Origin of the sequence: Microbacterium sp. ZW T5_45 (assembly GCF_044987415.1) — a bacterium.
Classification (GTDB): domain Bacteria; phylum Actinomycetota; class Actinomycetes; order Actinomycetales; family Microbacteriaceae; genus Microbacterium.
The window spans coordinates 44,936-69,828 of sequence record NZ_JBJDRJ010000009.1; the positions used below are offsets into that span (position 1 = coordinate 44,936).

Below are 24,893 nucleotides of genomic sequence, written 5' to 3' on the forward strand. Positions count from 1 at the left end.
CTCACTCGCCGGAGACGGTGACGCCGGCGAGGTTGATGCGCGAGTTGATCGAGTCGGTCGGGAAGCCGGAGACCACCGAGCTCACGGCCGTGAGCGTCTCGCTGTTGTACAGCCAGTCGGCGGCGTGGTCCTCGGACACGATGCGGGCGGCCTGCGCCAGCAGCTTCGCGGACTCGTCGGGGTCGATCTCGGCGAGCGCCTGGGTGTAGAGGTCCTGCACCTCGGCATTGTCGTAGCCGAAGTAGTAGTCGGGGTTCGCGAAGTTGCCGAAGTCGCGGGGCTCGACGTGCAGCACGTAGCTCAGGTCGTAGTCATGGTTCGTGTAGACGTCCTCGAGCCACGTCGGGAACTCGACCGAATCGACCTCGAGGGTCACGCCGACCTTCGCGAAGTCCGAGATGAGCACCTTCGGCACGGTCGTGCCGTAGAAGCTCGGGATCGTCAGCGTGAGGTCGAGCTCTTCGTGGCCTGCCTCCTTGAGCAGCTCCTTCGCCTTCTCGGGGTCGTAGGAGATGACGTCCGAGAGGTCTTCGTAGCCGGGGTCGAGCTCGGGGATGGGGCCGTACAGCGTGGTGCCGGCGCCGACGGCCTCGACCAGGGCGTCGTGGTCGATCGCCAGTCGCAGGGCCTCGCGCACGCGCACGTCGTCGAGCGGCGCCTTGGCGTTGTTGAACGCGAGGGTGGCCTTGTCGGTCGTGCGACCCGTGGTGATGGCGAAGTCCGTGCCGTCGAACTGCGTGGCGAGGTTCGGGTCGACGGCGGTGAGCACCTGCACTCCGCCGTCGAGGGCGTTGTTCACTCCGGCGGTGAAGTCGTCGATGTACTGGAACTCGACCTCGGCGATGCTGGCGGCGTCGCCCCAGTAGTCGTCGTTGCGGGTGAAGGTGATGGCGCTGCCCTTGTTCCAGCTGGCGAGGGTGAACGGTCCGGTGCCGTTCTCGGCACCCTGCAGGTCGGTGGTGTCGTCCTTCTGGAAGACCAGACCGGCGGGGCCGGTGAGAGCGAACAGGAAGTTCTGGTTCGGTGCCGACAGCACGATCTCGACCGTGCGGTCGTCGGTCGCGGTGATCGACGTGACGGACGCGAAGTCGGCGTTGCCCTGCAGCGTCGAGTCCGTGCGCACCGCTTCGTAGGAGGCGACGACATCGGCGGCGGTCAGCGCGGCACCGTTGTGGAAGGTGACCCCTTCGTTGAGCGTGAAGGTGTAGGTCAGGCCGTCATCGGAGACGGTGTGCTCGGACGCGAGCCGGTCCACGATCTCGTTGTCCTCGGTGCGGCTGACGAGGCCCTCGTAGATGTTGTCGATGAGGATCTGCTCGAGCGCTGCACCACTCGTGTGGCGGATGTCGAGATTCGTCGGCTCGAGGACGAGTCCGACCTGGAGCGTGGCGTCGGGGTTCGGAGTCCCGACCGACGTGCTTTCCGGGTCGGGCGAGCCCGCGGGGGAGCAGGCGCTGAGCGCCACGGCCGAGACCGCGAGTGCGGAGATCAGTGCGAGGCGTCGGGTACGACGGAGCATGGGTTTTCCTCTCGGTGCGGCAGGTGCTGTGTGCCGGTGGATCGAGCCTAGGGAACGGGAACGGCGGGAGGGCCGGTGATCGATATCTGAGGTCACAAAGTCGCAGCGGTCAGCGCGGTGCGGTCGCCGCGATCAGAGCGGCGAGCTCCGCTGGGGCGGTCTCCTGGACGTTGTGGGTCGCATCGACCGTGATCAGTCGTGCGGCGGGGATGCGGCGCTGCAGGTCGGCGGCATCCTGTTCGCTCACGAAGCCCCGCGTCGCGCGCACGACGGTGAGTGGAGCACGGACGCCGGCGAGATCGTCCCACCCCGTCTCGCGGAGCAGACCGGGGGATGCCGCGGAGTCGGGTCCGTGCGCCGCGAGCGCGGCGGCGGCGAGATGGGCGAAATGGTGCTTCCACTCGACGCGGCCGTCGGTGCGGACGCGCGTATTGAGGAACACCCCGCGTTCGGTGTCGGGGCGGGAACCGCCGAAGCCGAGCGCGATCGCCTTGTCGACGAGCTCGTCACGTGTGGCGAAGTCCGTGGGGCCCTCGTAGAACTGGCGCAGCGCAGCGGGGCCTGCCGAGGGGTCGATGCCCGGCGTGATGTCGACGATGACGACACCCGAGACGAGGTCGGGGTGCGCGGATGCGAGCGCTGCCGCCGTCAGCCCGCCGAGCGACTGGCCGACCAGCAGCTGCGGGCGCTGCGTCCAGGTGCCGAGCGCGACGGCGACGTCCTCGGCGAGCGGATGCGCCGTGTAGTCGGCGTCGTCCCGCCAGGAGGAGTCGCCATGGCCGGCCAGATCGATCGCGAGAACGGGAAGGCCGAGAGCGAGCGCGGTGGTGTCCCAGGTGTGCGCGTTCAGCCCCGCACCGTGCAGGAGCGTCACGCGCGGCGGCTCGTCGCCGAAGCGCAGTGCGCTGAGGCTGCGCCCATCCGGCAGAGTGAGCTCCTGTCGGGTGACCGGGGGGAGGGGCACGCCGAGGGCTTCGGCCTGTGCGGGAAGATAGCGGAACTCGCTGTTGTCGATCGCCACGAGCACATTCTGCTCCGACACGGGCGATGCCGCGAAACCGCGGATCACTATGCGTAATATATTCACGCAATAGGTGGGTGAAATGCTCTGGATAACGATAACGGTCTTGCCATATTGATCTCACCCCGCACCCAGCCCCTCACCCTTGTGGCCCGCTCCACTGCCGTCGCGATGCCGATCTCGGCAGCATCCCGCCGAATATCATGGGGTGATGAGTGAGACGCGAGTGCACCTCTCCAAGACCGAGCCCACGGCATACCGGGCGCTCGACGACTTCTCCCGGACCGTCGGCGAGATCTGCCGCGCGAACGGGATCAGCGAGCGTCTCAAGGAGCTCGTGATGATCCACTGCTCCCAGCTCAACGGATGCGGCTTCTGCACCCGCATCCACGTCGACCGCGCGCTCAAGGCAGGAGTGGACACCGACACCCTGATGCAGATCGCCACGTGGCGCGAGAGCGGCGTCTTCGACGACCGCGAGCAGGCAGCACTGGAGCTCGCCGAGGCGTTCACGTTCATCTCGGAGGAAGGGATCTCCGATGAGGTGTACGACAGGGTCGGGAGCGTGTTCACCGAGAAGGAGTACGCCGCGCTGAGCTGGGCGTGCGTCTCGATCAACGCGTTCAACCGCATCGTGATCGCCGGCCGCTACCCCGTGCCGCCCCGCGTCGCGGACGGTGCCACGGCATGACGGTCCTCCGTATCGATGGCGTCGCGAACATCCGCGACGTCGGCGGGATGAGCGCCCTCGGCGGACGTGTGCGTTCCGGCGTGCTGCTGCGGTCCGGGCAGCTGTCCACGGCGACGGACGCGGGTGCGCGTGATCTCGGGCAGCGGGTGCGACGCATCGTCGATCTCCGAGACGGCGAGGAGATCGCCGCCGAACCCAGCGAGATCGATGGTCCTGTCACGACCCACCTGCCGCTCTTCCTGGGCTCGGTCCGATCGTTCTTCGAGACCGACACGAGCCTCGATGAGCTGTACCGACACCTGCTCGAGGAGAGCGGTGAGCGGCTCGTCGAGGCGCTCCGGGTGATCGCCGGCGGCGACCCCACGCTCGTGCACTGCACGGTCGGCAAGGACCGCACCGGAGTGACGATCGCTCTCGCTCTCGACGCGGTCGGTGCGGACCGCGAGGAGATCGTCGCCGACTACGCGCTCACCGAATCGCAGCTTCCGGAGGAGCGGAATCGGCGTATCGCGGCGTACATCCGCAGCGCTCATCCGGAATCGACCAATGCAGTGGCGCTCGCCACGCAGTCGCCGGGGCCCGTGATGGAGGGGCTGCTGGCGTACATCGACGACCGGTGGGGATCGACTCGCGGGTTCCTGCGTGCGAACGGTATGACGGATGCGGAGATCTCGGCGCTGCACGCGGCTCTCGTCGAACCCGTCGACGGCACAGAGCCGCGCTAACAAGGTTAGGCAACCCTTCTTTGGTGCTACACTGAGGAGATCATGGAGACCTCCCTCGAGACCCGCACCCCGCGTGCCGAGCGTCGCGCCGCGCGTCGGCGATCGCACCACCTGGTGACGGCCGACGAGAAGTCGCTGCTCGAGCTCGAGACTTTCCTCGCGACGCTTCCGCTGTGCGCTTCGGGCCGGATCTTCATCGAAGTCGCCGACGAATCCGAGATCACGCTTGTTCAGGCCCCCGGTCGCATGACGGTCACGTGGCTCGACCGGTCGCGGCGATCCGGCGCTCCGGGATCCGGTCGTGCCTGCGCTCCGGGGCAGGCACTCTCCCGCGCGACCTGCGCGTGGGCGGACGAGATGCTCTGCGACGACGACGATGAGACGCGCATCACCCTGCTGGGCGGATTCCTCGGCACCGCCGACATCGTCGATCACCTGACATCAGCGAGAGGCGTCGACGCCTCGAGAATCTACGCTCCCGAGCGTTTCGGCCTGCTTCCCGCCGCCCGCTGAGCGGTCGAGCGCCGAACGTAGTTGCCGTCCTCCAGACCCGCCTCGATCTCGAAGCGGTTGCGCAGCGGGTCGCGACCCGCGAAGAGATACAGGACAGGCATGAGGAAGCCGTAGCGCAGCCACTGCGTCTTGTGCACCGCCTCGTGCCGCAGAACCGCGTCGCTCGGATCGACGTCGCCGGTGAGGAAGCACCCGCCGACGCAGACGCCTCCGCGGTTGAAGGTCCAGGCCGGCATGCCCCGGAACACCCACAGTCCGGAACGACGCTCCACGGGACCCGTGCTCCAGAGCGAACCCCAGATCCAGCCCACTGCGGTGCCCCACCAGTATCCGAGGCGGCTGATCGGTGACCGCAGCAGGAACGCCGGAATGCGTCGGTCGGATCGCCGTCCGCGCGCGAGTACCTCGTCGGCGACGGTGCGCCAGTCCTCGCTCACGCCACCGCGCCGACGAGGCGCAGCAGCGCGCCCAGGTCATCGACGGCGTCTGCGGGACTACGCGGGGCGAAGCCTGAGATCGTCGCGCCGGCGAGAGGAAGACGTTCTCGCAGGCGGCGCACCGCCGCGCTGAGCGCCGCCGTGCGGACACCGAACGGAGCAGGATCCGAGACCCCTGCGAGCTCGGAGGGATCCAGCACATCGACGTCGATGTGCACCCAGACACGACGGGCGCCGGTCGCCACGACGGCGTCGGCGAGCGCATCCTGATCGTCGAGATCTGACACCGAGAGAGCGCGCAGTCCATCGACCTGCTCGATCTCCGCGTCGTCGAGACTCCGCATCCCCACCGTGACGACCCGATCGCGGGCGATTCCGGAGTCCAGGGCGAGTTGAGGTTCGCCCTCGCCGAGTACCGCTCGCAGGGCCATCCCCGAGAACGCGCCCGACGGTGAGCTCTCGGGCGTGTGCAGGTCGCCGTGCGCGTCGCACCAGACGACCGCGAGGTCATCGCGCTCGGGCAGTGCGTCGAGAGCTGCGACCGTGATGCTGCAGTCGCCGCCGATCAGGACGGTGCCGTCGCTCAGCGCCTCGCGCACGAGTTCTCTCGTGCGCAGCAGCGAACTGAGGCGCCGCACACCGGTGCCGAGCGATTCGCCTGCCTCGACAGGGACATCGAGCACGGTGGTCGCGGCCCGTGGAAGATCACCGGCGATCGCGGATGCGCCGTCGACGAGGAGCATCGCCCTGGCGGCGGGGGAGCCCTGCCACTGCGGGACGACGAGGAAACGAGCCATGGCTGCCTCCGATAAGGAAAGAGCGGATGCTCCGGACCGAGGCCCGGAGCATCCGCGAGGTGATGTCAGGAGCCTTCGATGGCCTGACGCTGTGCGGCACCGCCGGACTTGAGCTCGGCGAGACGGGCCTCGACCTCGGTGAGCTCACCGAGGTCCTCGAGGCTCTCGAACTGGGCGTCGAGGCTCGATGCCGCGAGCTCCGCCTTGCCTGCGGCCAGCGCCTCCTGACGACGGACCTTGTCCTCGAAGCGGCCGAGTTCGCTGGTCGGGTCGAGGACGTTGATCGACTTGACCGCGTCGTGGACCTTGCTCTGAGCCTCGGCGACCTTGGCGCGGGCGAGGAGCTCGCTGCGCTTGTTCTTCAGCTCGCCGAGCTTCTCCTTCATGCCGTTGAGGCCGTCCTTGAGCTTGTCGACGATCTCGGTCTGCGCCGCGATCTGCGGAGCGGCAGCCGTGGCCTCGCGCTCGGAGCTGATCTGGCGCTGCAGCGCGATCTTGGCGAGGCTGTCGAACTTGTCGGCATCCGCAGCGTTGCCGGCCGCACGCATCTCGTCGGCCTTGCGGCTCGCCGCGAGCGCCTTGTTGCCCCACTCGGTGGCGGACTGGACGTCCTCTTCGTGGTCGCGCTCGAGGAGACGCAGGTTTCCGATCGTCTCGGCGATCGCGGACTCGGCGTCGGCGATGTTGTTCGTGTAATCGCGGACGAGCTGATCGATCATCTTCTGCGGGTCCTCGGCCGAGTCGAGGAGCGCGTTGATGTTCGCCCGGACGAGGGTGGAGATTCGCCCGAAGATGGACTGCTTGGTCATGCCTGTTCCTTTCAGAGGGTGCTGCTCGAGATCTTCACTTGTTCGGCTATGGATTGTCAGAAACGGCGTCCGCCGGATCGGCCGGATCTGCCGCTGGAGCGGCCGCCACCGCCCCCGAAACCGGAGCTGCGGTATCCGCGGCTGCCGGTGGAGCGCCAGCTGCTACCGCTGCTGCGGTGGGATGATCCGCCGCCACCGCCCGAGATCAGACCACCGATGATCCCGCCGAGGATGTCACCGGCCAGACCGGATCCACCGGAGCCCTGCGAAGAGCCGCCGTAGGGTCCCGAGCCCCAGCCCGGCCCGACGGAGTAGGACGAGTAGTCGGAGCGTGCGTGCTCGCTCGCCTGCCCGGCGAGGTCGATGGCCTGCTGCGCCGCGGCGAGAGCCTGTTCGGGGTTCGATGCCCGCAGCGATACGGCCTGCCCGAACAGCGACTCCGCCTGGGAGAGGCGCGTCCGTGCGGTGCTGCCCACGCTTGCCCGCCGCGTCTCGAGGTACTCGCGGGTCGTGCGGATCTGTGAGTCCGCCTGGGCCATGACCTGGTCGAGCATCTGCTGGGCGCGCCGTGCACGCTCCGCGCTCTCCCTGCCCTGCGCGATCGCTCCGTCGATCTGGGCGTTCGCCGCGCTCAGGGCTGCCACAACGCGACGGGGACTGCGAGCGGTACCCGTGAGGTTCGTCTGTGCGAGGGCGAGCTGCTGCTCGGTGGTGCTCGCTGCCTGGGCGATGGTGCCGGTGGGATCGGGCAGCTGCCGGGCGGCGGCGAGATCGCCCTGCAGCTCGGCGATCAGCGCCTGGGACTGCGTCTCGAGCGCGCCGAGCTCGCTGTCGAGCGACGTGATGGCATCGACCAGCTGATGGGCCTGAGCGACGGCCTGTTCTGCTGTGCGGATCGCGAAGGCGGCGTCGCCGGATCGCGAATCCGTGATCGCATTGGCCGCGGCGGCGATCGACTGATCCGCCAACGCCACGCGTTCGCGTGCCTGGTCGGGATTGTCGGCGACCGTGGTCAACTCGGCGGGATCGTACGCCGCGGTGAGAGCTGCGAGTGCGGGAGCCGCTGCGGGCAGCCGCTGCTCGAGGGCGGCGCGTTCGGCGCGCACGCGGTCGAGCTCTTGCGGGGCGTTCTCCTCGAGCCTGCGGAGTGCGTCGAAGGCATCGGTGTTCGCGTCGAGGACGTCGTCGATCTCCTCGCACAGCGTGATGATGCGGATGTGCCACGCGCGACGGTCGTGCAGCGAGTCTTCGACCTCGTCGTCGAGCTTCTGCTTGAGGTCGAACGCCTCCGACATCTTCGCGGATGCGGTCTCGATCGCCGCCGAGAACTCGGCGGTGGCGGCGTCGCCGAACTGGGCGACCGCGAATCCGAGCTCCTCACGGCTCGAGGTCAGGGCGTCGTCGGCCTGCACGAGGGCGCTGCCCGCCTGGGTCTCGACCTGCGCGTCGGTCAGCGTCGAGAACGGGTCGTTCGGGTCGGGCTGCTCGGGCATCGCCCCGCGCTCGCGGATCTCCGCCGCCCGGCGGGATCGACGGATGCCGGCGATGACGAGCCAGATCACGACGGCGAGGACGACGATGCCCGCGATGATGAGCACCACGCGCAGCGCACCGGCGCCGCCGTCGCCCTGCATCTCATCGGCCGCGAGAGTCACGGCACCGTCCCAGTCGTTCTGCGCCATGAGAGGCTGCATGCTGTCTTCGATGTCGTCGAGTGCGCCGTCGCTGATCGACCCGCCCACGGGCTGGGAGATGTAGTAGTTGCGGCCCTCGACGGCGACCGCGAGCAGGTACTGCTCGGTGCCGAGACTGTTGTTCTCGGCGACGGCGTCGGCCCATTCTGCGGCATCCGTCGGGTCGGTGAAGTCGTCGACGAAGACGACGAACAGATCGGTCTGCGAGTTCTCGCTGAGCGTCTGCAGCCGCTCCTCGATGCTCTGCCTCTCGGCGGCGGTCAGCACTCCTACGTCATCGGTGACGTAGCCGGGGTCGAGGGGGAGGGGAGAGGTCGCGGACGCGGCGCTCACGGAGAGCGCTCCGACGAGAGCCGACAACGTCAACGCACCCACGGCGAGCCAGCGAGTCTTCATGCTGATTCCTCCGACCGGCCGGTGCCCCATGGCACGAGTCTATGCATTGGCGCCGACACGCGACAGCATGCCGAGCCGGTTCGGCGTTCGCCCTGAGCGGAGACACATACGCTGGAAGGCATGGACGACAGGTACGGATCCGATGTGCTCGCTGCAGGCTGGCGCGACCATGGCCGCAAGCCCGTTCCCGAGGTCGCAGCTCAACTCGACCTCGTCGTCGAGGTGGCCGAGGACGGCTACTGCGGAGCCGTGACGAAGGTGCAGGGCGGCACGGTCGAACTCGAGGACTGGAAGGGCCGCAAGAGGATCTTCCCCCTCGGCGGGGGATTCCTCATCGAAGGCAGGCCCGTGAAGCTCATGGCGCCGGCCGCGACGCAGTCGGGTCCTCGCCGGACGGCATCCGGATCGTTCGCCGTCGCCGACCAACGCGCGCGCGTCGCCCTGCCCAGCCGGATCCTGGTCGAAGGCAAGCACGACGCCGAGCTCGTGGAGAAGGTATGGGGAGCAGACCTGCGGGTCGAAGGCGTCGTGGTCGAGTTCCTCCAGGGCGTGGACCTGCTCGACGGACTTCTCGCCGAGGAGCCGCCCAGCGCGACCCGTCGCTACGGCGTGCTGGTCGACCATCTCGTCCCCGGATCGAAGGAGTCCCGCATCGCCGACGCCGTCGCCCGAGGACCGCACGGACGACATGTGCGGATCGTCGGGCATCCGTTCGTCGACGTCTGGCAATGCGTCACGCCACGGGCGCTCGGGATCGCGAAGTGGCCGGAGATCCCCCGGGGGACCGACTGGAAGACCGGCATCTGCCGTGCCTTCGGCTGGCCGCACGAGACGCAGGCCGACACGGGACGCGCGTGGCAGCACATCCTGTCGAAGGTGACCACCTATCGGGACCTGGAGCCTGCGTTGCTCGGACGCGTCGAAGAGCTCATCGATTTCGTGACGGAGCCCGCCGGGCGCTGAGCGCGCCACCCTTCTGCGGCAATTCTCACTCTCTGCGGCCGTTTTCGCGCGGATGGGCCGCAGAAGGTGAACACGGCCGCAGAACGGGAGAGCGGATGCCGCGGACAGAGGCGGCGATGAGCCCCGACTACCCTGGAACCATGCCCGAACCCCGTACCTTCCGTGACGAGCCGGTGTCGTTCGTGCGCCGCAGCGGCCGAATGTCCGACGCGCAGGAGCGCGCCTTCGAAGAGCTCGCCCCCCGGTACCTGCTCGACGTTCCCCGCGACATCGCCTGGACCTCGGTGCACCCCGAAGCGCGGCTCGATCCGTCTGCTGAGTATGGTCGTGAAGCCGACCTGTTCGTCGAGATCGGGTCGGGGCAGGGACACGCGATCGTGTCCGCAGCAACCTCACGGGCCGATGACGACTTCCTCGCCGTCGAGGTCTTCCGCGCCGGACTCGCGCGCACCATGCTCGACGCGGATCGCGAGGGTGTGCGGAACCTGCGTCTGGTCGAGGCCAACGCGCCCGAGGTGCTCTCCTCGTACCTTCCCGAGGCCGCGGCCGCGGAGGTCTGGATCTTCTTCCCCGATCCCTGGCACAAGAAGCGCCACACCAAGCGACGGCTCGTGCGGCCGGGCTTCGGCGACCCGGCGGCTCGGGCCCTGCGCGACGGTGGCCTGCTGCGTCTCGCGACCGACTGGGAGGACTACGCGCTGCAGATGCGCGAGGTCCTCGATGCCGAGCCGCTGTTCGAGCGGGCGTTCGAGGGGGAGTGGGCGCCGAGGTTCGAGGGTCGAGTCATGACCGCTTTCGAGCGCAAGGGCATCGCGAAGGGGCGCGACATCCGCGACCTCGTCTACCGTCGGAGCGACCGGGCATGACCGAGGCGCGGGTCGCGACGGGGCTGTCTCCCGCCCTGCTGCCCGCGCTGCTGGTGTGCGCCGCCGCGCCGGCGTTCTTCGTCGCGAGGATCCCGTGGCTGGGCTGGGTTCTCCTCGGTGCCGGTCTGCTCGTCGCCTGGCTGATGGAGCGCCGAGGCACCGCCGTCCCGGACGCGGTCGTGAGCATGGGCGCTCGTCGCGAGAGTGCGAAGACGATCGGCATCCGTCGTCAGCCGTCCCTCGTGCGCGACCTCTCGCTGATCGCCCTCGGTCTGCTCATCGTGAGCGTGATCCCGCTGGCGGCGGAGCTCGACGACGCGGCGATGCTGCGATTCTCGCTCGCACTCGGCGGTGCGGTCGCCGTGCCGTATCTCGTCTCGCGCTACCTCTATCGGGACCGGGCGATCCGTTTTCCTTGGCGCACCGGACGGCGATGGGGGCGCCTGCAGTGGGGCTGGCTCGTCGCCGTGCTCCTGCTGGGCTGGCTGATCCTGCCCTTCTACTTCATCACCAGCGGGGTCTACCAGAACTGGCCCGTGGTCGACACGCCCGACCTCATCGCGCGGTTGTTCGTCGGGGTCGGGGCGGTGGGCATCTGGGACGAACTGTTCTTCATCTGCACGGTGTTCGCGCTGCTGCGACGGCACTTCCCCGACCTGCTCGCGAACGCGCTGCAGGCCATCGTCTTCGTGTCGTTCCTGTGGGAGCTCGGCTACCGTGAGTGGGGGCCGCTGCTGACGATCCCGTTCGCGCTGCTGCAGGGCGTGATCTTCCTGCGGACGCATTCGCTCGCGTACGTCGTGACCGTGCATCTGCTGTTCGACGCCGTGGTGTTCGGTGTGCTGGTGCACGCGCACAATCCAGGTCTGCTGCCGATCTTCCTCGTCTGAGGTTTCGTCAGCCCGCGCCGGCGCGGCAGAATCAGAACATGCTCATCGCCGGACTCGTCCTCGCCGCGGCCGCAGCCGCCTTCCATGTGTTCATCTTCGCGCTCGAATCGCTGAAGTGGACCGAGCCCGAGACGAGGAAGATCTTCGGGGTCGCGAGCGAGGCGGATGCCGTCACGATGAAGCAACTCGCATTCAACCAGGGCTTCTACAACCTGTTCCTCGCGCTCACCGCTCTTCTCGGCGTCGGGCTCACGATCCTCGGTGCTGCCACCGTCGGGATCACGCTCGTGCTCGCCGGCACGGGCATGATGCTCGCCGCGGCGCTCGTGCTGATCCTCTCCGACCGCACCAAGGCGCGGGCCGCACTGATGCAGGGCACCCTGCCGCTGCTCGCCGTCGTGGCGACAGCCGTGGGCGCCTCTCTCTGACGGCGCGCGCGACGCGCTCTGCCGGGGTTCCGCCCCCACCAAAACGGGGGCCGACACGCCACCCGTAGGACGGAAACCGTGGTCACGTCCGACGGCTGGCGTGTCGGCCCCCGAAGTGGTGCCGGAGCGGAAGCGGTGCGGCGGGCTCAGAACCTCAGCAGCACCTTGCCGACGCGGCCGGGGGTGTCGCCCGAGCGCACGGCATCCGCGACGTCGGCGGCGTCGAAGACGCCGGCCACCGGAAGCGTGAGCGTGCCGTCGCCGACGCGCTGGATCAGCTCGCCGAACAGGGCGCCGCGGGTGGCGGCATCCATCGTCTGGCTCACCTTGCTGCCCCAGAAGCCTTTCACGGTGGCCTGCTTGAAGATCACATCGCCCGATGCGATCTGCATGATCGGCGAGTCCATCGCACCGAAGGCGACGAGCGTGCCGTTCTCGGCGAGCAGTGACAGGACGTGTCCCGAGGACTCCCCGCCCACAGAGTCGACTCCGGCGCGGATCGCGGCACCCGCGGTGAGGGCGGCGGCCTGCTCCCTCCAGTCGTCCTGGTCCGTCGCGACGACGTTCTCGATGCCCTGGGCCCGCAGCTCGTCGACGCCGGCCGAGCGGCGGACGAGGCCGAGCACGTGCACGCCGCGGGCGGCGGCCAGCTGCGCGAGCATGCGTCCGACCGCACCGTTGGCGGCGTTCTGCACGATCCAGTCGCCCTCCGAGACCTCGAGGAACTCGAGCAGGCTGATCGCGCTGAACGGCATCGAGATCAGCTGAGCGGCGCTCTCGTCCGGCAGCGCCTCTGGGACCGGGATCAATCCGGCGGCGTTCGCGACGACGTACTCCGCCCACACGCCGAAGGTGCCGCCGGTGGCCACTCTCTGACCGACGGCGAGCGAGTCGACGCCCTCGCCGAGAGCGTCGACGATGCCCACGGCCTCGGTGCCGGACGCGGCGGGGAGGTCCGGCACGAATCCGTAGGTGCCGCGGATCGTCCAGATGTCGTGGTTGTGGATCGGAGAGAGCAGGATCCGGAGACGGACCTGTCCCGGCCCGGGTTCCGGAAGCGGACGCTCCTCGACGGAGAGGACATCCTCAGCAGGGCCGAAGCGGTGGTGGATCAGTGCGCGCATGTCGGTCCCCCTCAGTCTTCTGAGACGGTGATGTCGACGTCGATGTTGCCGCGGGTCGCGTTGGAGTAGGGGCACACCTGGTGCGCGGCATCCGCGAGGGCCTTGGCCTGGTCGTGCGGGAGATCGGGGATCACGACCTCGAGCTGCACGGCGAGGCCGAACCCGCCCTGACCGTTCGATCCGATCTGCACGCGGGCCCCGACCGAGGAGTCCGCGATCGACACCTTCTGCGCGCGGGCCACGGACTGCAGGGCGGAGTGGAAGCACGCTGCGTATCCGGCGGCGAAGAGCTGCTCGGGGTTCGCGCCGTCGCCGCTGCCGCCCATCTCCTTCGGGATGGCGAGGTCGAACTCCACACGTCGGTCGCTGGTCGCGACATGGCCGTTGCGTCCGGCTCCGGTGGCGAGGGCTTCAGCGGTGTACAGGGCTTCCATTCAGGATTCCTTTCGTCGGCCGCCGCTCGTGGCGGCGGGGGTCATGGCAGCACCCTGCAGCAGGGCGGTGATCTCGTGGAGCTCGGCGATGAGCCGGTAACGGCGGTCGTCGTCCTGGATGCCGGCGATCTCGGCGATCCGACGGTGCACAGGCGCGACCTCGGCGCGCAGCGCCCGGCCCTGTTCCGTCAGCGACACGGTGACGACCCGTTCATCGGCAGCGCGTCGTGCCTTGACGACGAGATCGGCCTGCTCCAGGCGGCGCACGAGAGGGGAGAGGGTTCCCGAGTCCAGGTGCATGACATCGCCCAGTGAGCCGATGGTCTGCTCGCCCTCGGTCCACAGCACCGCGAGGACGAGATACTGCGGGTACGTCAGTCCCCACGGCTCGAGCAGCGCGCGATAGCTCTGGGTCATGGCGCGGCTGGCGGAGTACAGCGAGAAGCACACCATCTCATCGGTTATCGTCACTTTCAGATCATTGCACGCAATTCAATTGTGCACAACTTATCTGTGAAGGCGCAGACTCCATGCTCACGAGGTCGACCTCAGGCCGCGACCAGCGGGGCCCGGCCTGCCAGTGCTGCAGAGAGGGCGCTGTGCAGGGCGGCGCCGATCCGGGGTCCAGTCACCATGCGCAACTCCATCGATGAGGGCGGTTCGAGACCGGGCAGAGGGAGCAGGCCGGGGGCGTTCGCGAAGGAGGGCGGGAGCGCGGTGATGCCGACCCCCGCGCGCACGGCGTCGAGGACACCGAGCAGATCCAGGCACTCGCGGCGGATCGTCCCCGCTGACCCCACGGCGGAATCGAGGATCACGGATCGCAGCGTGCACGGTTTCGTGAACACCACGAGGTCCGAGGCGGGGGTCGCCGAGTGCGCCGACGATCCGTACCAGGTCAAGCCGATGTCGGCGACGCGTTCCGCGCCGGGGAGTCCTGCGGCGAACGTCAGTGCCACGTCGACCCGATGTCTGTGCAGCAGTTCACGGATGTGCTCGCTGCGATGCGTGCGCAGACGGATCCTTCTCCCTGGGTGATGTGCGCGGAGCACATCGGCGGCCGCCACGAGCATCGGCGTCGTGGCCAGGTCGCTGGCCGCGATCACGAGATCGTCCTCGGTCTGGGCGCTCACCGCCTCGACGGCATCGTCGTGCAGCGCCACGATGCGGTGGGCGTGCCGGGTGAGCTCATCGCCGGCCGGGGTGAGCGCGATGCCGCGGCCGATGCGCTCGACCAGATCGACGCCGAGCTCGGCCTCCAGGCGCCGGAGATGTCCCGAGACAGTGGGCTGCGAAACGTGCAGGGCGGCCGCCGCTCGACCGACGCCGGCGAAGGCCGCCACGGCGACGAGGCTGCGGAGGGCGTCGATGTCGAGGCGCTGCATGTCGTCATCCCCTCACCGCCTTCTCGTCGTCGAGGCGCATTCATTGCAATTCCTGATGGATCCGACGTCGCGAGCGGAGGGGATCGGATGCTGAAGCCATGCGAACTCCCACCCCGCTCCTCCTCGCCGCGACCGCAGTCCTCTATGCGCTCAACTACCCGCTCGGTGCGCTGGCCCTGCAGAGCATGAGTGCGTTCCTCATGATCACCCTGCGGTTCCTCGTCACGGCTGTCGTGATGTGGCTGGTCGTGCTGCTGGTGCGCCCCTCCCTCCCGCAGGGGCGGGCGTGGTGGCACGCGGTCGGTGCAGGTCTTCTCGTGCAGGGCGCGCAGTTCCTCGGTGCGTACTGGGCCATGAGCCACGGTGTCGGCGCGGGTGTCACTGCGCTGATCGTCGCGATGAATCCGGTCGTGGTGACCCTGCTCACCAGCATCCTGGAGCGTCGTCGTGACTCCTGGCGATCGTACGGGCCCGTCGTGCTCGGTGCGATCGCTGTGATCCTCGCGTGCGTGCCCCGCATCGCGAGGGACCCGTCGCTCGGGGCTGCGGCGCTCGCCGTGGTCCTGGCGCTGCTCGGTCTGGCGATCGGCTCTGTGTGGCAGGCGCGTGCGCTCTCGGACGTGTCTCCGGTCTCGTTCACCGCGATCGGTGTGACGGCGTCATTCCCGCTCGCCGCGGTGTTCGCGCTGAGTGTGCCGCGACGGGTGGATCCTGGGGCTCACACCTGGGCGTTGTTCGTGATCGTCGCGCTCGTCGGTCTGGTGGGGACGACCCTGTATGCGACATCGGTCCGGGTCGTCGGGCCGCGCAGGGCATCGATGATGTTCGCGGTGATTCCGGCGCTTGCCGCCGTGGGCTCCTGGGTGCTGCTCGATGAGCCGCTGGATGCGGGCATTCTCATCGCACTCGTCCTCGGATGCGCGGCGTGCCTGTGGGATCTGCGACGTGCGCGCACCGGCTCACCACAGGTATCCGTCGCGACCGTCGAGCGCGAGTCCGTGTCGAGCGATGTTCGGCTCTGACGGACGCTGAGGGCTGTCAGGTCGGGGGCATCCAGCCCGGATCCGGTCCGATCGCCGCGGAGATCCGTCGGCTGGCCGCGCCGAGCTGTCGGGCCTGCGCCGCGGAGAGGCTCTCGAACACCAGGCTGCGCACGAGGGCGTGATGTGCCGGTGTCGAGGCGAGGACGATCTCGTGCCCGGCATCCGTCAGTATGCCGAGCGTGAATCTCCCGTCGTCGGGGTCGGGCAGACGGCGCACCCACCCCTTCTTCTCCAGGCGGGTGATCGCGCGTGACAGTCGCGAGAGCGTGCTGTTCGCATATCCGGCGAGCACGCTGAGGCGGAGCTTTCGCTCGGGAGCCGAGTCCAACGCGAACAGCAGCCCATGCTCGAAGTGCGTCAGTCCGCTGTCGCGCTGGAGTTGAGCGTCGAGGGCAGCGGGAAGGCGCTCGAGCATGGTCGCGACGGCGACCCAGATCTCCAGTTCCTCGGGGTGCAACGGTGGATGCGCATCGCCTTCTGGCATTTCTCCAGACTAGGGCACGCTCATCGGCGCCGATCGGGACTTGACTTGCTCAGGCACGCGATCGGGTCGTAAAATTACTTGCGCAAGCAAGTGAAAATGGCGATGGCATCGCGGAACGGAGACAAGACATGGACCTGGGGCTTCACGGCAGGACGGCGTTCATCAGCGGGTCGACACAGGGGATCGGCTACGCCATCGCGTCCGCGCTGGCGGCGGAGGGGGTGCGCGTCACCTTGAACGGTCGGGACACGACGCGTGTGGAAGCCGCCGCCTCCCGACTGCGCGCCGAACAGTCCGACGCCGAGGTGTCGGCGGTCGCGGCGGACTTCGCGAAGCCGGATGAGGTCCGAGCGCTCATCGCATCGTTGGGAGAGGTCGACATCCTCGTCAACAACGTCGGGCTCTTCGGCCTGGCCGAGTTCGCCTCGCTCTCCGACGAGGAATGGGCGCGCTACGTCGAGGTGAACGTCATGAGCGGGGTACGGCTGTCGCGCGCTCTGCTCAGCGGGATGATCGAGCGCGGCTGGGGGCGCGTGGTGTTCATCAGCAGCGAGTCCGGGGTGAACGTCCCCGCGGACATGGTGCACTACGGTGTGACGAAGGCGGCGATGATCGCACTGGGGAATGGTCTCGCCAAGCTCACGCGTGGGACGGATGTCACGGTGAACACGGTTCTGGGAGGGCCCACCTTCTCGGACGGAGTGGCGGCGAGCGTCGCTGCGGTCGCCGACGCGCGGTCGCTGCCCGCTGACGAGATGAAGCGAGCGATCATCGGTCAGAACAGCACGACCCTGATCGAGCGGTTCCTCGAGCCGTCGGAGGTCGCGGATCTCGTCGTGTATCTCGCGAGCGCTCGGGCGTCGGCGACGAACGGTGCCGCGCTGCGCGCCGACGGCGGTGTGCTCACCTCGATGCTGTGAGCACACCGGGTGACGGATGCCGAAGGGGTGTGCGCGCCGATACGCGCGCACCCCTTCGGGATCGGTGGATCAGCCGGCGGCCGGCGCGATCTCGTTCGGAGTGACGTCGAGCTCGGTGCTCGCGAGCACCTCACCGGTCGTGAGATCGACGGCGTGCACGCTGTTCGATGCGGGCTCGGTCACGTAGGCGATGTCGCCTGCGACGACGATCGCGGGGTGGGCGTCCTGCCACTCGACCGGGCTCTCCCACGGCTCGATGACCGGGTACTCGTCCGTGATCTCGCCCGTCTCGGGGTCGAGGACGTGGATCGATCCATCGGCGGCGAGGATGTAGGCGAGGTCTCCGGGGCCGCGGGCGACGTCACGGAAGGTGTACTCGACGCCCTCGGGTAGCGGCACGACCTCGTAGGACTTCTCCGCGGTGTCGATCAGCGTGACGGCGTTCAGCAGATAGCCCTCGGCATCCGGGTCGTTCTTGTAGTCGCCGACGATGATCGGGCTGGTCTCGCTCACGTAGGCGTTGCCCATCCGGCCGTAGGGCTGGTCGGGTGCGGCGAGCTTCGTGATCTCTCCGTCCGCATAGATGAGAGCGCCGTCCTCGCAGCCGAAGACGACGGCCTCGTCCTGCGCCGTACCCTCTCCGTGCACGCCTGGGCACTGGTCGGAGCTCGCGATCTCGGTGCCGTCCTCATCGGTGACGACGATGCCGTTGCGGCCGTCGGCGTTGCCCACCGTCGTGAGGAATGTGCCGTCCTCGAGCAGCACGGACACACCATGGTGCGCCTCGACCCCCTCGATCGTCTCGACCACGGGCAGCGTCGTGGATTCCGTGAGATCGGCGGTGTCGAAGATGGTCGTGTCGCTCGTGCCGTCGGCGTAGAGGATCGTCTTGCCGTGGTGACGGACGACGTGGCCCGGGGTGTCGGCCTCGAACACGAGGTCGGTCAGAGCGGCATCGTCGGTCGTCCCGGCGGCCGTGTCGAGGACCTGGAAGCCCTCACTCATCGTCACCATGACGTGCCGGTCGTCGCCTGCGGGGTTGAGCCGCGTGAACGGTTCGGACTCGAAGTCGGCGACGGTCTCGAGCGTCGTGCCGTCGAGCACGAGGATGCCGCCCTCGTACGAGATCGCGACCCGCGGTCCGGCCTCGGACGGGGAGGCGTCGCTTGACGAGGCCGGCGCGGCGGGTGCCGTCGCGCACGAGGCGAGCGTCGCGGCTGCGCCGAGCGCCGCTGCACCGAGCACCGCTCTGCGGAAGGGGGAGGTCTTCATAGGGGGTCCTTCTCTTTCAGGGTCTGGTCTCAGGGGCTGAGACCTGTGGTGATGCGCTCGGTGTTGACGCGCATCATGGTCAGGTAGTCGGGGGCGTCGCCGTCGTCATCCGTGAGCGACTCCGTGAAGAGCTCGATCACGTCGACATGCACGTCCGCCTCGTCGGCCAGGGCCCGCACGAGCCGGTCCGGCGAGGAGGACTCGGCGAAGACGGCCGTCACCCCCGTCTCGTCGACGGCCTCGACGAGATCGGCGAGATCGGATGCTGAGGGGGCGGCGAGTGTGGTTCCTCCGGGGATCACGGCCCCCACGATCGTGAGGTCGTATCGGTCTGCGAGGTAGCCGAAGACGTGGTGGTTGGTGACCAGCGCACGATTCTCCGCAGGGATCGCCGCGAAGGCGTCGGACATCTCCGCATCCAACGTCTCGAGTTCCTCGCGGTATGCAGAGGTGCTCTGCGCGACGGCATCCGGATCGACGCCGTCCAGCGCAGCCAACCTCGGACCGAGCGCATCGACGAGGTCGATCATTCGCGTCGGATCCGTCCAGAAATGCGGATCCGGCGTGCCGGAGGCATCACCTTCGGCGTAGTCGAGCACGTCGATCGCGTCGCCGGCGACGAAGGCGGGGGCATCGGCGGCATCCAGATGCTGCTGCAGCCCCTCTTCCAGCCCCAGACCGTTCGAGACGAGCAGGTCGGCGTCGCGAAGAGTCGCCGCCTCCTGCGCGGAGATCTCGAAGGAGTGCGGGTCGGCATTCGGCTTCATGAGCGTCACGACCCGCACCTCGCCACCGACGAGCTCGTCGACGACGTCGCCCAGGATGTTCGTCGAGACCACCACGAGGGGGCGGTCGTCGACGGGGGAGCTGCAGGCCGTGAGCATGCTTGCCGCCCCGAGGGCGAGTGCGGCGGAGGCGAGGAATCGGATGCTGCGCATCTCAGCGTCCCGTCTCGGCGGCGAACGCCGGTTCGGTGGCGGTCTCGAACGTGCGGGCGATGCGCGCATCGTCGGCGTAGTCGATCTCGTAGAGGAGCTTCTCGGTCGGCGCGCTGAGGTAGGCGCGCTGCTGGTCGGCGATGAGCGTCGGCGCGGCTCCGGCCGCGAGCGACTCCGCGACCAAAGGGCTCGTCTCAGCGAGAACGGATCCGGTCGCGGCGTCGAGCACGAGGATCCGCCCGTCCTGCGCGAGCGCGAGCAGATGATCGTCATCGTCATCGACCGCTGTCACGTGCGCGAGCGGCGCGGGCGCGGTGAGCAGCGTCCATGCGCGCTGACGCGTGTCGAGAAGGCGGATATCGGTCGGTCCGGCGAGGCCGGCCACGGTCGGCCGGCCCTCGCGGTTGTCGAAGCCGCTCACCGCAGCATCCGGTGCATCCTCCGGGTAGGGGATGCGCTCGACGACGAGCTCGGAACCGTCGACGTGGGCGAGCAGCGCGCCGTCGGAGCAGCCGATCACCGCCCCTACCCGGGTCGTGATGCTGCCCGCGGGGTCGGGGCACGGTTCCTCGGGCCCCGTCGGCTCGCCGCTCGAGTCGTAGGCGGTGACCGTGCCTGAGCCGTCGGTCAGCAGCGCGAAGGAGCCGACCGGGACGACGAGGCCCGCGTGCGGTTCGCGCTCCACGCGAAACAGCTCGCGGATCTCGCCGCGGGACAGGGCTTCGGTGTCGAGGAGCACGGCATCGCCGGAGCCCGCGAACGAGATGCCGGTGCCGCCGGAGGTGGAGCTGTTCGTCGTCGCGATCGTCGCCGCGCCTTCGCCATCGACCGTGCCGAGCAGCTGAGGTTCGGCTCGGTAGTAGTGGAAATGATCGACGTGGTCCCAGGTCCACACGCCGCTGTCGACGATCTGCACTCCTGTGTCGGAGGCGGCGAACAGATAGCGCCCGTCCGTCGTCATGCTGTGTGCGGGGGAGACCTCACCCAGCTCGGTGACGCTCTCGTCGAGCAGATCGAGGTGCGCGACGGTTCCGGTCGGATCGATCGTGGTGAGGCCGAGCTGCGGCTCGGCGACCTCTTCCGCTCCGCCGATCGCGCCGTGGCCGGTGGCGTCGGTGTCGGGCGTCTCCTCAGTCGCACAGGACGTGAGTCCGACGGCGAGCACGCCGAAGAGGGTGGCGGCACGGATGCCGGAGGATACGGCGGTTCTTCTGAGCACAGCAGTCTTTCCTGTCGGAGAAGGGGGATCGGATCAGCGCGGGAGCGCAGGGACGACGGATGTCGGCACCGGGGGAGTCCGGCGGCGGGTGACGGCGGCGCGCGCTGCCCACGACATGAGGGCGAGCAGGACCGCCGATGCGGCGACGGATGCTCCCGCCGCGGTCGCTGCGTACCAGGAGGCGAGCAATCCGGTCGCGACTGCGATGATGCCGAAGGCGCCGGCGAGCAGCATCCGAGCAGGGATACGCGAGGTCCAGTGGCCGGCAGCGACAGCGGGCGCGAGCAGCAGTCCCACGACGAGCATGGATCCGACCGCCTGGTAGGAGGCCACGATCGCGAGGGTGACGAGCCCGACGAGCGCGGCCTGTGCGAGCCGGGGGCGCAGGCCGAGGACCTGGGCGATGCGTGCGTCCAGAGCGAGAGCCACGAACGGCCGGTGGAAGAGCGTGGCCACGCCGAGTCCGACCGCCGCGGCTCCCGCGAGCAGCAGCAGATCACTCGCCGAGATCGCGAGGATGTCGCCGAAGAGGATCGCGGTGGCGTCGGTGGCGAAGCTTCCGGAGTGGGAGATGATGATCACCCCGAGCGCGAGCATCGAGACGAAGAGAAGACCGATGCTGGTGTCGTACGACAGCTTCGCGCGCCGCTGCAGTGCGCCGATTCCCACGCTCATCGCGACCGCGCTGAGGGCGCCGCCGATGAGGACGGGGAAGCCGAGAACCGTGGCGAGGGCGACCCCCGGGAGCATGCCGTGTGCGAGCGCCTCGCCGAGGAACGCCATGCCGCGGATCACGACCCACGTGCCCACGACGCCGCACAGGACGGCGACGAGAGCGCCGCCGATCAGCCCGCGCTGCATGAAGTCCACGGCGAACGGCTCGAGGGCCGTGGTGGAGGGGATGTCGGTCACGTTCAGTGAGCCTAGGGCTTTTTGAGAATGATTATCAAACTCGTATGGTGGAGACATGAACTCCCTGTCCGTCGGGACGGCTCCCTCCGTCCGACTATCCGGTATCCGTCTGGCCTACGGCGAGGTCACGGTCCTGTCGGGCATCGACCTGCACGCCGATCCGGGAGCGCTGACGGTGGTCGTCGGACCCAACGGCTCGGGCAAGTCGTCGCTGCTCGAGATCGTCGCGGGGGTGCGGAACGGGTGGACCGGGCGGCGTCGGGTCGAGGGAGCGGTGGCGTTCGTTCCGCAGCGCGCGGCGATACCGGCGACGCTCCCGGTCACCGCCGGAGACGTGGTCGGCGTCGGCGCCGGGGCGCGTCACGGCATGTGGCGGCGTGCGGATGCCGAGTCCCGCGAGCGGGTCGCGACGGCGCTGGCACGCCTCGAGATCAGCGCGCTCGCGGGTGCGCCGTTCTCCACGCTGTCGGGCGGGCAACAGCAGAGAGCGCTGCTCGCTCAGGGGCTGGCTCGCGGTGCCGACATCCTGTTGCTCGACGAGCCCACCACCGGCCTCGACACCGAGAGCAGCGGACGGATCCGCGCCGTGATGTCCGAGGAGCGGTCGCGGGGCGTCGCGCTCGTGTGCGTCTCGCACGATGAGGCCGTGATCGAGGATGCAGATCGCGTCGTGCGACTCGAAGGCGGGCGGGTCGTTCGCGAGTGAAAGCGAGCGCGCAGACGCGAGAAGACCCCGCCCGGATGGGCGGGGTCTTCGTGATCGTGTGCCCCCGACAGGAGTCGAACCTGCGACCTACGGTACCGGAAACCGGCGCTCTATCCACTGAGCTACGGAGGCGTACCGAACGACGATATCACTGCTCGGAGGTCTCCGAAGACGCACCAGCCTCGGTCACCGGCGCGGCGGCGAGATCCGCGAGGTCGGCCGCCAGCCGTTCCGCCAGATATCGGTGCCCCGCAGTGGACGGATGCCTGCGGCCCACCTCGACGTCGATCACATCCAGATAATTCGCCTCCGTGATCCAGTCCTCGGCGAGCGGCGAGATGTACCACCAGCCGCGGGCACCGGCCAACTGCGCGAGGTCATGGTCGATCCGCACCGTGCCCGCGGCGGCGGGAAGCTCGTGCGGTGCCGGCCCGAGGATCAGGATCTGCGCATCCGGGAAGGTCGCGGCCATCCGGTCCCACGCGGCGTTCACCGCATCACGGTAACCCGCCTCGCCCTGCTCGCGGTCGTTGATCGACCCCTGGAGGATCACGAGGTCGGGGCTCAGCGTGGGGTCGAGTGCCGCGATGCGCTCGCCGAAGGCGGGACCGTCGAGTCCGGGCTTGAGATAGCCGCTGCCGCGCACGCCGTTCACGATCGTCGTGCCGTCGAGCAGATCGGCGAGCACGTAGGCATAGCCCTCGGTGGGGACGTTCGCGGCCGAGCCGTACGTCCAGGAATCACCGAAGACGAGCACGGTCGGATGCTCGGGCAGGACGAGCGGCGACGGGTCGATCGTCACGGTCGTGCCGGCGGCCACCACGGGGGCGGCCGAGGGAGCGGATGACCATGGTCTCCACACGCCGAGAACGACGGCGGCGAGGGTCACGACCAGCCCGATCGCGAGTCCCGCGCGGCGACGTCGACGGCGGGATGCGGCGTGGATCATGGCATGACTGTAGATCACGCGATGCCGGTCGCAAATTCGATCGATGCGCCGCGCCGTAAACTGGGCAGTCTATGAACCCTGAAACGCTCGCCACCGCGCTCATCGACGTCCTCGCACCGATCGTCGAGGCGCGACGCCCCGGCGACCCGATCGCGCTGACGGCATCCGACATCGTCCTCGAGCGTCCGCGCAACCGGGACCACGGCGACTGGGCCTCGAACATCGCGATGCGACTGGCGAAGCAGCTCGGCACCAGCCCGCGCGAGCTCGCCCAGCAGATCGCCGATGGCCTCGCCGCCGTCGATGGTGTGGCGAGCACCGAGGTCGCGGGCCCCGGCTTCATCAACATCCGCCTGGACGCGGCGGCCGCCGGTGCGCTTGCGAAGGTCATCGTCGAGGCCGGCTCCGCGTACGGACACAACGACTCGCAGCAGGGCGTCAGCGTCAACGTCGAGTTCGTCTCGGCGAACCCCACAGGACCGCTCCACATCGGCCACACCCGCTGGGCGGCGCTGGGCGACTCGATCGTCCGCCTGCTGCTGGCGAGCGGCGCGAACGCCGTGCGCGAGTACTACATCAATGACGCCGGCGCGCAGATGGACCGCTTCGCACAGTCGATCCTCGCTGCGGCGAAGGGCGAGCCGACCCCCGAGGGCGGATATCCGGGGGAATATATCACGACGCTCGCCGGTCGCGTGCTCGAGGCCCGTCCCGACCTGCTCGACCTCGCAGGCGACGAGCAGTCCGCGGTCGCGATGGACCTCGCGTACGGACTCCAGCTCGAGGAGATCAAGTCCTCGCTCGGCCGTTTCAACGTCCCCTTCGACATCTGGTTCTCGGAGCGCACGCTGCACGCGAAGGGCGAGAACGGCACGAGCCTGATCGACCAGGCCGTCGATCGCCTGCGCGAGCAGGGTCACGTCTACGACCTCGACGGCGCCGTGTGGGTGCGCACGACCGACTTCGGCGACGACAAGGACAGGGTCATCCGCCGTTCCAACGGCGAGTACACGTACTTCGCCGCGGATGCCGCGTACTACCTCAACAAGGGCGACCGCGGCTTCGAGAACAAGATCTATCTGCTCGGCGCCGACCACCACGGCTATGTGCACCGTCTCAAGGCCGTCGCGGGCGCCGCGGGCGACGACCCGGAGAAGAACATCCAGGTGCTCATCGGCCAGCTCGTCTCGATCCGCGGTGCGCGACTGAGCAAGCGTGCGGGCAACATCATCGAGATGGACGACCTTCAGGCCTGGATCGGCACCGATGCGTTGCGTTACGCCCTCGAGCGCTCGCCCGCGGATTCGCCTCTCGATCTCGATCCCGAGCTGCTGCAGAAGCGCACGAACGACAACCCCGTGTTCTACGTGCAGTACGCGCATGCCCGCACCCACAATGTGGGCCGCAACGCTGCCGACTCCGGTGTCGATCGCTCGGAGTTCGCCCCGGAGACGCTCACGCACGAGACCGAGGCCGCACTCCTCGGCGCGCTGCAGGAGTTCCCCCGCATCGTCGGCTTCGCGGCCGAGGTGCGCGAGCCGCACCGCGTCGCCCGATACCTCGAAGAGCTGGCCGGGCTCTACCACCGCTGGTACGACAACTGCCGCGTGATCCCGCAGGGCGACGACCCGATCGAGAGCGTGCACCGCACCCGTCTGTGGCTGAACGACGCCGCCGGTCAGGTCTTCCGCAACGGCCTCGAGCTGCTCGGCGTGTCGGCACCGGAACGGATGTGAGGCGCGCACCCGAAGGGATGTG

At 68.8% G+C, this 24,893-nt stretch carries 27 protein-coding genes and 1 tRNA gene; 11 read left to right on the forward strand and 17 right to left on the reverse strand.

Annotation, left to right across the window (positions count from 1 at the left end):
• Nucleotide 1 precedes the first annotated feature (1 nt).
• Both ACI3KS_RS06515 and ACI3KS_RS06520 read right to left on the reverse strand, forming a co-directional pair.
• Entirely contained in the window at nt 2-1,519 is a 1,518-nt protein-coding gene (locus ACI3KS_RS06515) for an ABC transporter substrate-binding protein (RefSeq protein WP_404916426.1), read from the reverse strand.
• 109 nt (nt 1,520-1,628) lie between these two features.
• Complete coding sequence (locus ACI3KS_RS06520; RefSeq protein ID WP_404916594.1) at nt 1,629-2,546, reverse strand: alpha/beta fold hydrolase; 918 nt, start codon at nt 2,544-2,546, stop codon at nt 1,629-1,631.
• 205 nt (nt 2,547-2,751) lie between these two features.
• Here ACI3KS_RS06520 and ACI3KS_RS06525 point away from each other — a divergent pair, with 205 nt between their 5' ends.
• The 3 genes from ACI3KS_RS06525 to ACI3KS_RS06535 are packed head-to-tail and all read left to right on the forward strand — an operon-like array spanning nt 2,752 to nt 4,469.
• On the forward strand, nt 2,752-3,231 hold the full coding sequence (locus ACI3KS_RS06525) for a carboxymuconolactone decarboxylase family protein (RefSeq protein ID WP_404916428.1): 480 nt from the start codon (nt 2,752-2,754) through the stop codon (nt 3,229-3,231).
• Nucleotides 3,228-3,956, forward strand: a complete 729-nt coding sequence (locus ACI3KS_RS06530) for a tyrosine-protein phosphatase (protein WP_404916430.1) — start codon at nt 3,228-3,230, stop codon at nt 3,954-3,956. The genes ACI3KS_RS06525 and ACI3KS_RS06530 overlap by 4 nt, the downstream gene beginning before the upstream one ends.
• A 42-nt stretch (nt 3,957-3,998) precedes the next feature.
• Nucleotides 3,999-4,469 (forward strand): SIP domain-containing protein, encoded by a 471-nt coding sequence (locus ACI3KS_RS06535; protein ID WP_404916432.1) that lies wholly within the window; start codon nt 3,999-4,001, stop codon nt 4,467-4,469.
• On the opposite strand, the gene ACI3KS_RS06540 is transcribed toward ACI3KS_RS06535, so the two are convergent.
• From ACI3KS_RS06540 to ACI3KS_RS06555, 4 genes are all read right to left on the reverse strand, one after another.
• Nucleotides 4,427-4,906: a Fe-S oxidoreductase gene (locus tag ACI3KS_RS06540; RefSeq protein WP_404916434.1), complete on the reverse strand. Its 480-nt coding sequence runs from the start codon at nt 4,904-4,906 to the stop codon at nt 4,427-4,429. The genes ACI3KS_RS06535 and ACI3KS_RS06540 overlap by 43 nt on opposite strands.
• A complete protein-coding gene (locus ACI3KS_RS06545) occupies nt 4,903-5,703 on the reverse strand; it encodes an arginase family protein (protein WP_404916436.1) in 801 nt (266 codons plus the stop codon). The genes ACI3KS_RS06540 and ACI3KS_RS06545 overlap by 4 nt, the downstream gene beginning before the upstream one ends.
• 65 nt (nt 5,704-5,768) lie before the next feature.
• On the reverse strand, nt 5,769-6,512 hold the full coding sequence (locus ACI3KS_RS06550; protein ID WP_404916438.1) for a PspA/IM30 family protein: 744 nt from the start codon (nt 6,510-6,512) through the stop codon (nt 5,769-5,771).
• 56 nt (nt 6,513-6,568) lie between these two features.
• Nucleotides 6,569-8,602 carry a TPM domain-containing protein gene (locus tag ACI3KS_RS06555; protein ID WP_404916440.1) on the reverse strand — a complete coding sequence of 678 codons (2,034 nt, stop codon included), beginning with the start codon at nt 8,600-8,602 and terminating at the stop codon, nt 6,569-6,571.
• A gap of 120 nt (nt 8,603-8,722) precedes the next feature.
• Between ACI3KS_RS06555 and ACI3KS_RS06560 the strand changes: the two genes are divergently transcribed.
• From ACI3KS_RS06560 to ACI3KS_RS06575, 4 genes are all read left to right on the forward strand, one after another.
• On the forward strand, nt 8,723-9,565 hold the full coding sequence (locus ACI3KS_RS06560; RefSeq protein WP_404916442.1) for a DUF3097 domain-containing protein: 843 nt from the start codon (nt 8,723-8,725) through the stop codon (nt 9,563-9,565).
• Nucleotides 9,566-9,705: 140 nt separating this feature from the next.
• Nucleotides 9,706-10,431 carry a tRNA (guanosine(46)-N7)-methyltransferase TrmB gene (trmB, locus tag ACI3KS_RS06565; protein WP_404916444.1) on the forward strand — a complete coding sequence of 242 codons (726 nt, stop codon included), beginning with the start codon at nt 9,706-9,708 and terminating at the stop codon, nt 10,429-10,431.
• Nucleotides 10,428-11,321 (forward strand): CPBP family intramembrane glutamic endopeptidase, encoded by an 894-nt coding sequence (locus ACI3KS_RS06570; protein WP_404916446.1) that lies wholly within the window; start codon nt 10,428-10,430, stop codon nt 11,319-11,321. Before trmB ends, ACI3KS_RS06570 begins: the two co-directional genes overlap by 4 nt.
• 38 nt (nt 11,322-11,359) lie before the next feature.
• On the forward strand, nt 11,360-11,749 hold the full coding sequence (locus ACI3KS_RS06575) for a DUF1304 domain-containing protein (protein ID WP_404916448.1): 390 nt from the start codon (nt 11,360-11,362) through the stop codon (nt 11,747-11,749).
• Between the two features lie 146 nt (nt 11,750-11,895).
• Here the strand turns inward: ACI3KS_RS06575 and ACI3KS_RS06580 are convergent, their stop codons facing one another.
• The 4 genes from ACI3KS_RS06580 to ACI3KS_RS06595 all read right to left on the reverse strand — a co-directional run bounded on the left by ACI3KS_RS06580 (nt 11,896) and on the right by ACI3KS_RS06595 (nt 14,692).
• Nucleotides 11,896-12,873 carry a zinc-binding dehydrogenase gene (locus ACI3KS_RS06580; protein ID WP_404916450.1) on the reverse strand — a complete coding sequence of 326 codons (978 nt, stop codon included), beginning with the start codon at nt 12,871-12,873 and terminating at the stop codon, nt 11,896-11,898.
• An 11-nt stretch (nt 12,874-12,884) separates the two neighbouring features.
• Nucleotides 12,885-13,307 (reverse strand): organic hydroperoxide resistance protein, encoded by a 423-nt coding sequence (locus tag ACI3KS_RS06585; protein ID WP_404916452.1) that lies wholly within the window; start codon nt 13,305-13,307, stop codon nt 12,885-12,887.
• Entirely contained in the window at nt 13,308-13,778 is a 471-nt protein-coding gene (locus ACI3KS_RS06590) for a MarR family winged helix-turn-helix transcriptional regulator (RefSeq protein ID WP_404916454.1), read from the reverse strand.
• Between the two features lie 77 nt (nt 13,779-13,855).
• The gene (locus tag ACI3KS_RS06595; protein ID WP_404916456.1) at nt 13,856-14,692 is read right to left on the reverse strand and encodes a LysR family transcriptional regulator; all 837 of its coding nucleotides are present in this window, start codon (nt 14,690-14,692) and stop codon (nt 13,856-13,858) included.
• Between the two features lie 98 nt (nt 14,693-14,790).
• On the opposite strand from ACI3KS_RS06595, the gene ACI3KS_RS06600 reads away from it, so the two are divergent.
• Complete coding sequence (locus tag ACI3KS_RS06600) at nt 14,791-15,714, forward strand: DMT family transporter (RefSeq protein WP_404916458.1); 924 nt, start codon at nt 14,791-14,793, stop codon at nt 15,712-15,714.
• A 16-nt stretch (nt 15,715-15,730) separates the two neighbouring features.
• Here ACI3KS_RS06600 and ACI3KS_RS06605 read toward each other — a convergent pair whose 3' ends face one another.
• On the reverse strand, nt 15,731-16,219 hold the full coding sequence (locus ACI3KS_RS06605; protein ID WP_404916460.1) for a MarR family winged helix-turn-helix transcriptional regulator: 489 nt from the start codon (nt 16,217-16,219) through the stop codon (nt 15,731-15,733).
• 128 nt (nt 16,220-16,347) lie between these two features.
• Here ACI3KS_RS06605 and ACI3KS_RS06610 point away from each other — a divergent pair, with 128 nt between their 5' ends.
• On the forward strand, nt 16,348-17,139 hold the full coding sequence (locus ACI3KS_RS06610; RefSeq protein ID WP_404916462.1) for an SDR family NAD(P)-dependent oxidoreductase: 792 nt from the start codon (nt 16,348-16,350) through the stop codon (nt 17,137-17,139).
• Nucleotides 17,140-17,208: 69 nt separating this feature from the next.
• On the opposite strand, the gene aztD is transcribed toward ACI3KS_RS06610, so the two are convergent.
• Genes aztD through aztB form a run of 4 tightly spaced genes read right to left on the reverse strand, consistent with a single transcriptional unit; the run spans nt 17,209 to nt 21,480 of the window.
• A complete protein-coding gene (gene aztD / locus ACI3KS_RS06615) occupies nt 17,209-18,411 on the reverse strand; it encodes a zinc metallochaperone AztD (RefSeq protein ID WP_404916464.1) in 1,203 nt (400 codons plus the stop codon).
• A 29-nt stretch (nt 18,412-18,440) separates the two neighbouring features.
• Nucleotides 18,441-19,349, reverse strand: a complete 909-nt coding sequence (gene aztC, locus ACI3KS_RS06620; RefSeq protein ID WP_404916466.1) for a zinc ABC transporter substrate-binding protein AztC — start codon at nt 19,347-19,349, stop codon at nt 18,441-18,443.
• Nucleotide 19,350: 1 nt separating this feature from the next.
• Complete coding sequence (locus ACI3KS_RS06625) at nt 19,351-20,568, reverse strand: ABC transporter (RefSeq protein WP_404916468.1); 1,218 nt, start codon at nt 20,566-20,568, stop codon at nt 19,351-19,353.
• Nucleotides 20,569-20,601: 33 nt separating this feature from the next.
• Nucleotides 20,602-21,480 carry a zinc ABC transporter permease AztB gene (aztB, locus tag ACI3KS_RS06630; protein WP_404916470.1) on the reverse strand — a complete coding sequence of 293 codons (879 nt, stop codon included), beginning with the start codon at nt 21,478-21,480 and terminating at the stop codon, nt 20,602-20,604.
• Between the two features lie 55 nt (nt 21,481-21,535).
• Between aztB and ACI3KS_RS06635 the strand changes: the two genes are divergently transcribed.
• Entirely contained in the window at nt 21,536-22,186 is a 651-nt protein-coding gene (locus ACI3KS_RS06635) for a metal ABC transporter ATP-binding protein (RefSeq protein ID WP_404916472.1), read from the forward strand.
• 59 nt (nt 22,187-22,245) lie between these two features.
• Here ACI3KS_RS06635 and ACI3KS_RS06640 read toward each other — a convergent pair.
• Nucleotides 22,246-22,318 (reverse strand) — tRNA-Arg (locus tag ACI3KS_RS06640).
• A 16-nt stretch (nt 22,319-22,334) separates the two neighbouring features.
• A complete protein-coding gene (locus ACI3KS_RS06645; RefSeq protein ID WP_404916474.1) occupies nt 22,335-23,135 on the reverse strand; it encodes an SGNH/GDSL hydrolase family protein in 801 nt (266 codons plus the stop codon).
• A 71-nt stretch (nt 23,136-23,206) separates the two neighbouring features.
• Between ACI3KS_RS06645 and argS the strand changes: the two genes are divergently transcribed.
• On the forward strand, nt 23,207-24,871 hold the full coding sequence (gene argS, locus ACI3KS_RS06650; RefSeq protein ID WP_404916476.1) for an arginine--tRNA ligase: 1,665 nt from the start codon (nt 23,207-23,209) through the stop codon (nt 24,869-24,871).
• Nucleotides 24,872-24,893: the final 22 nt, after the last annotated feature.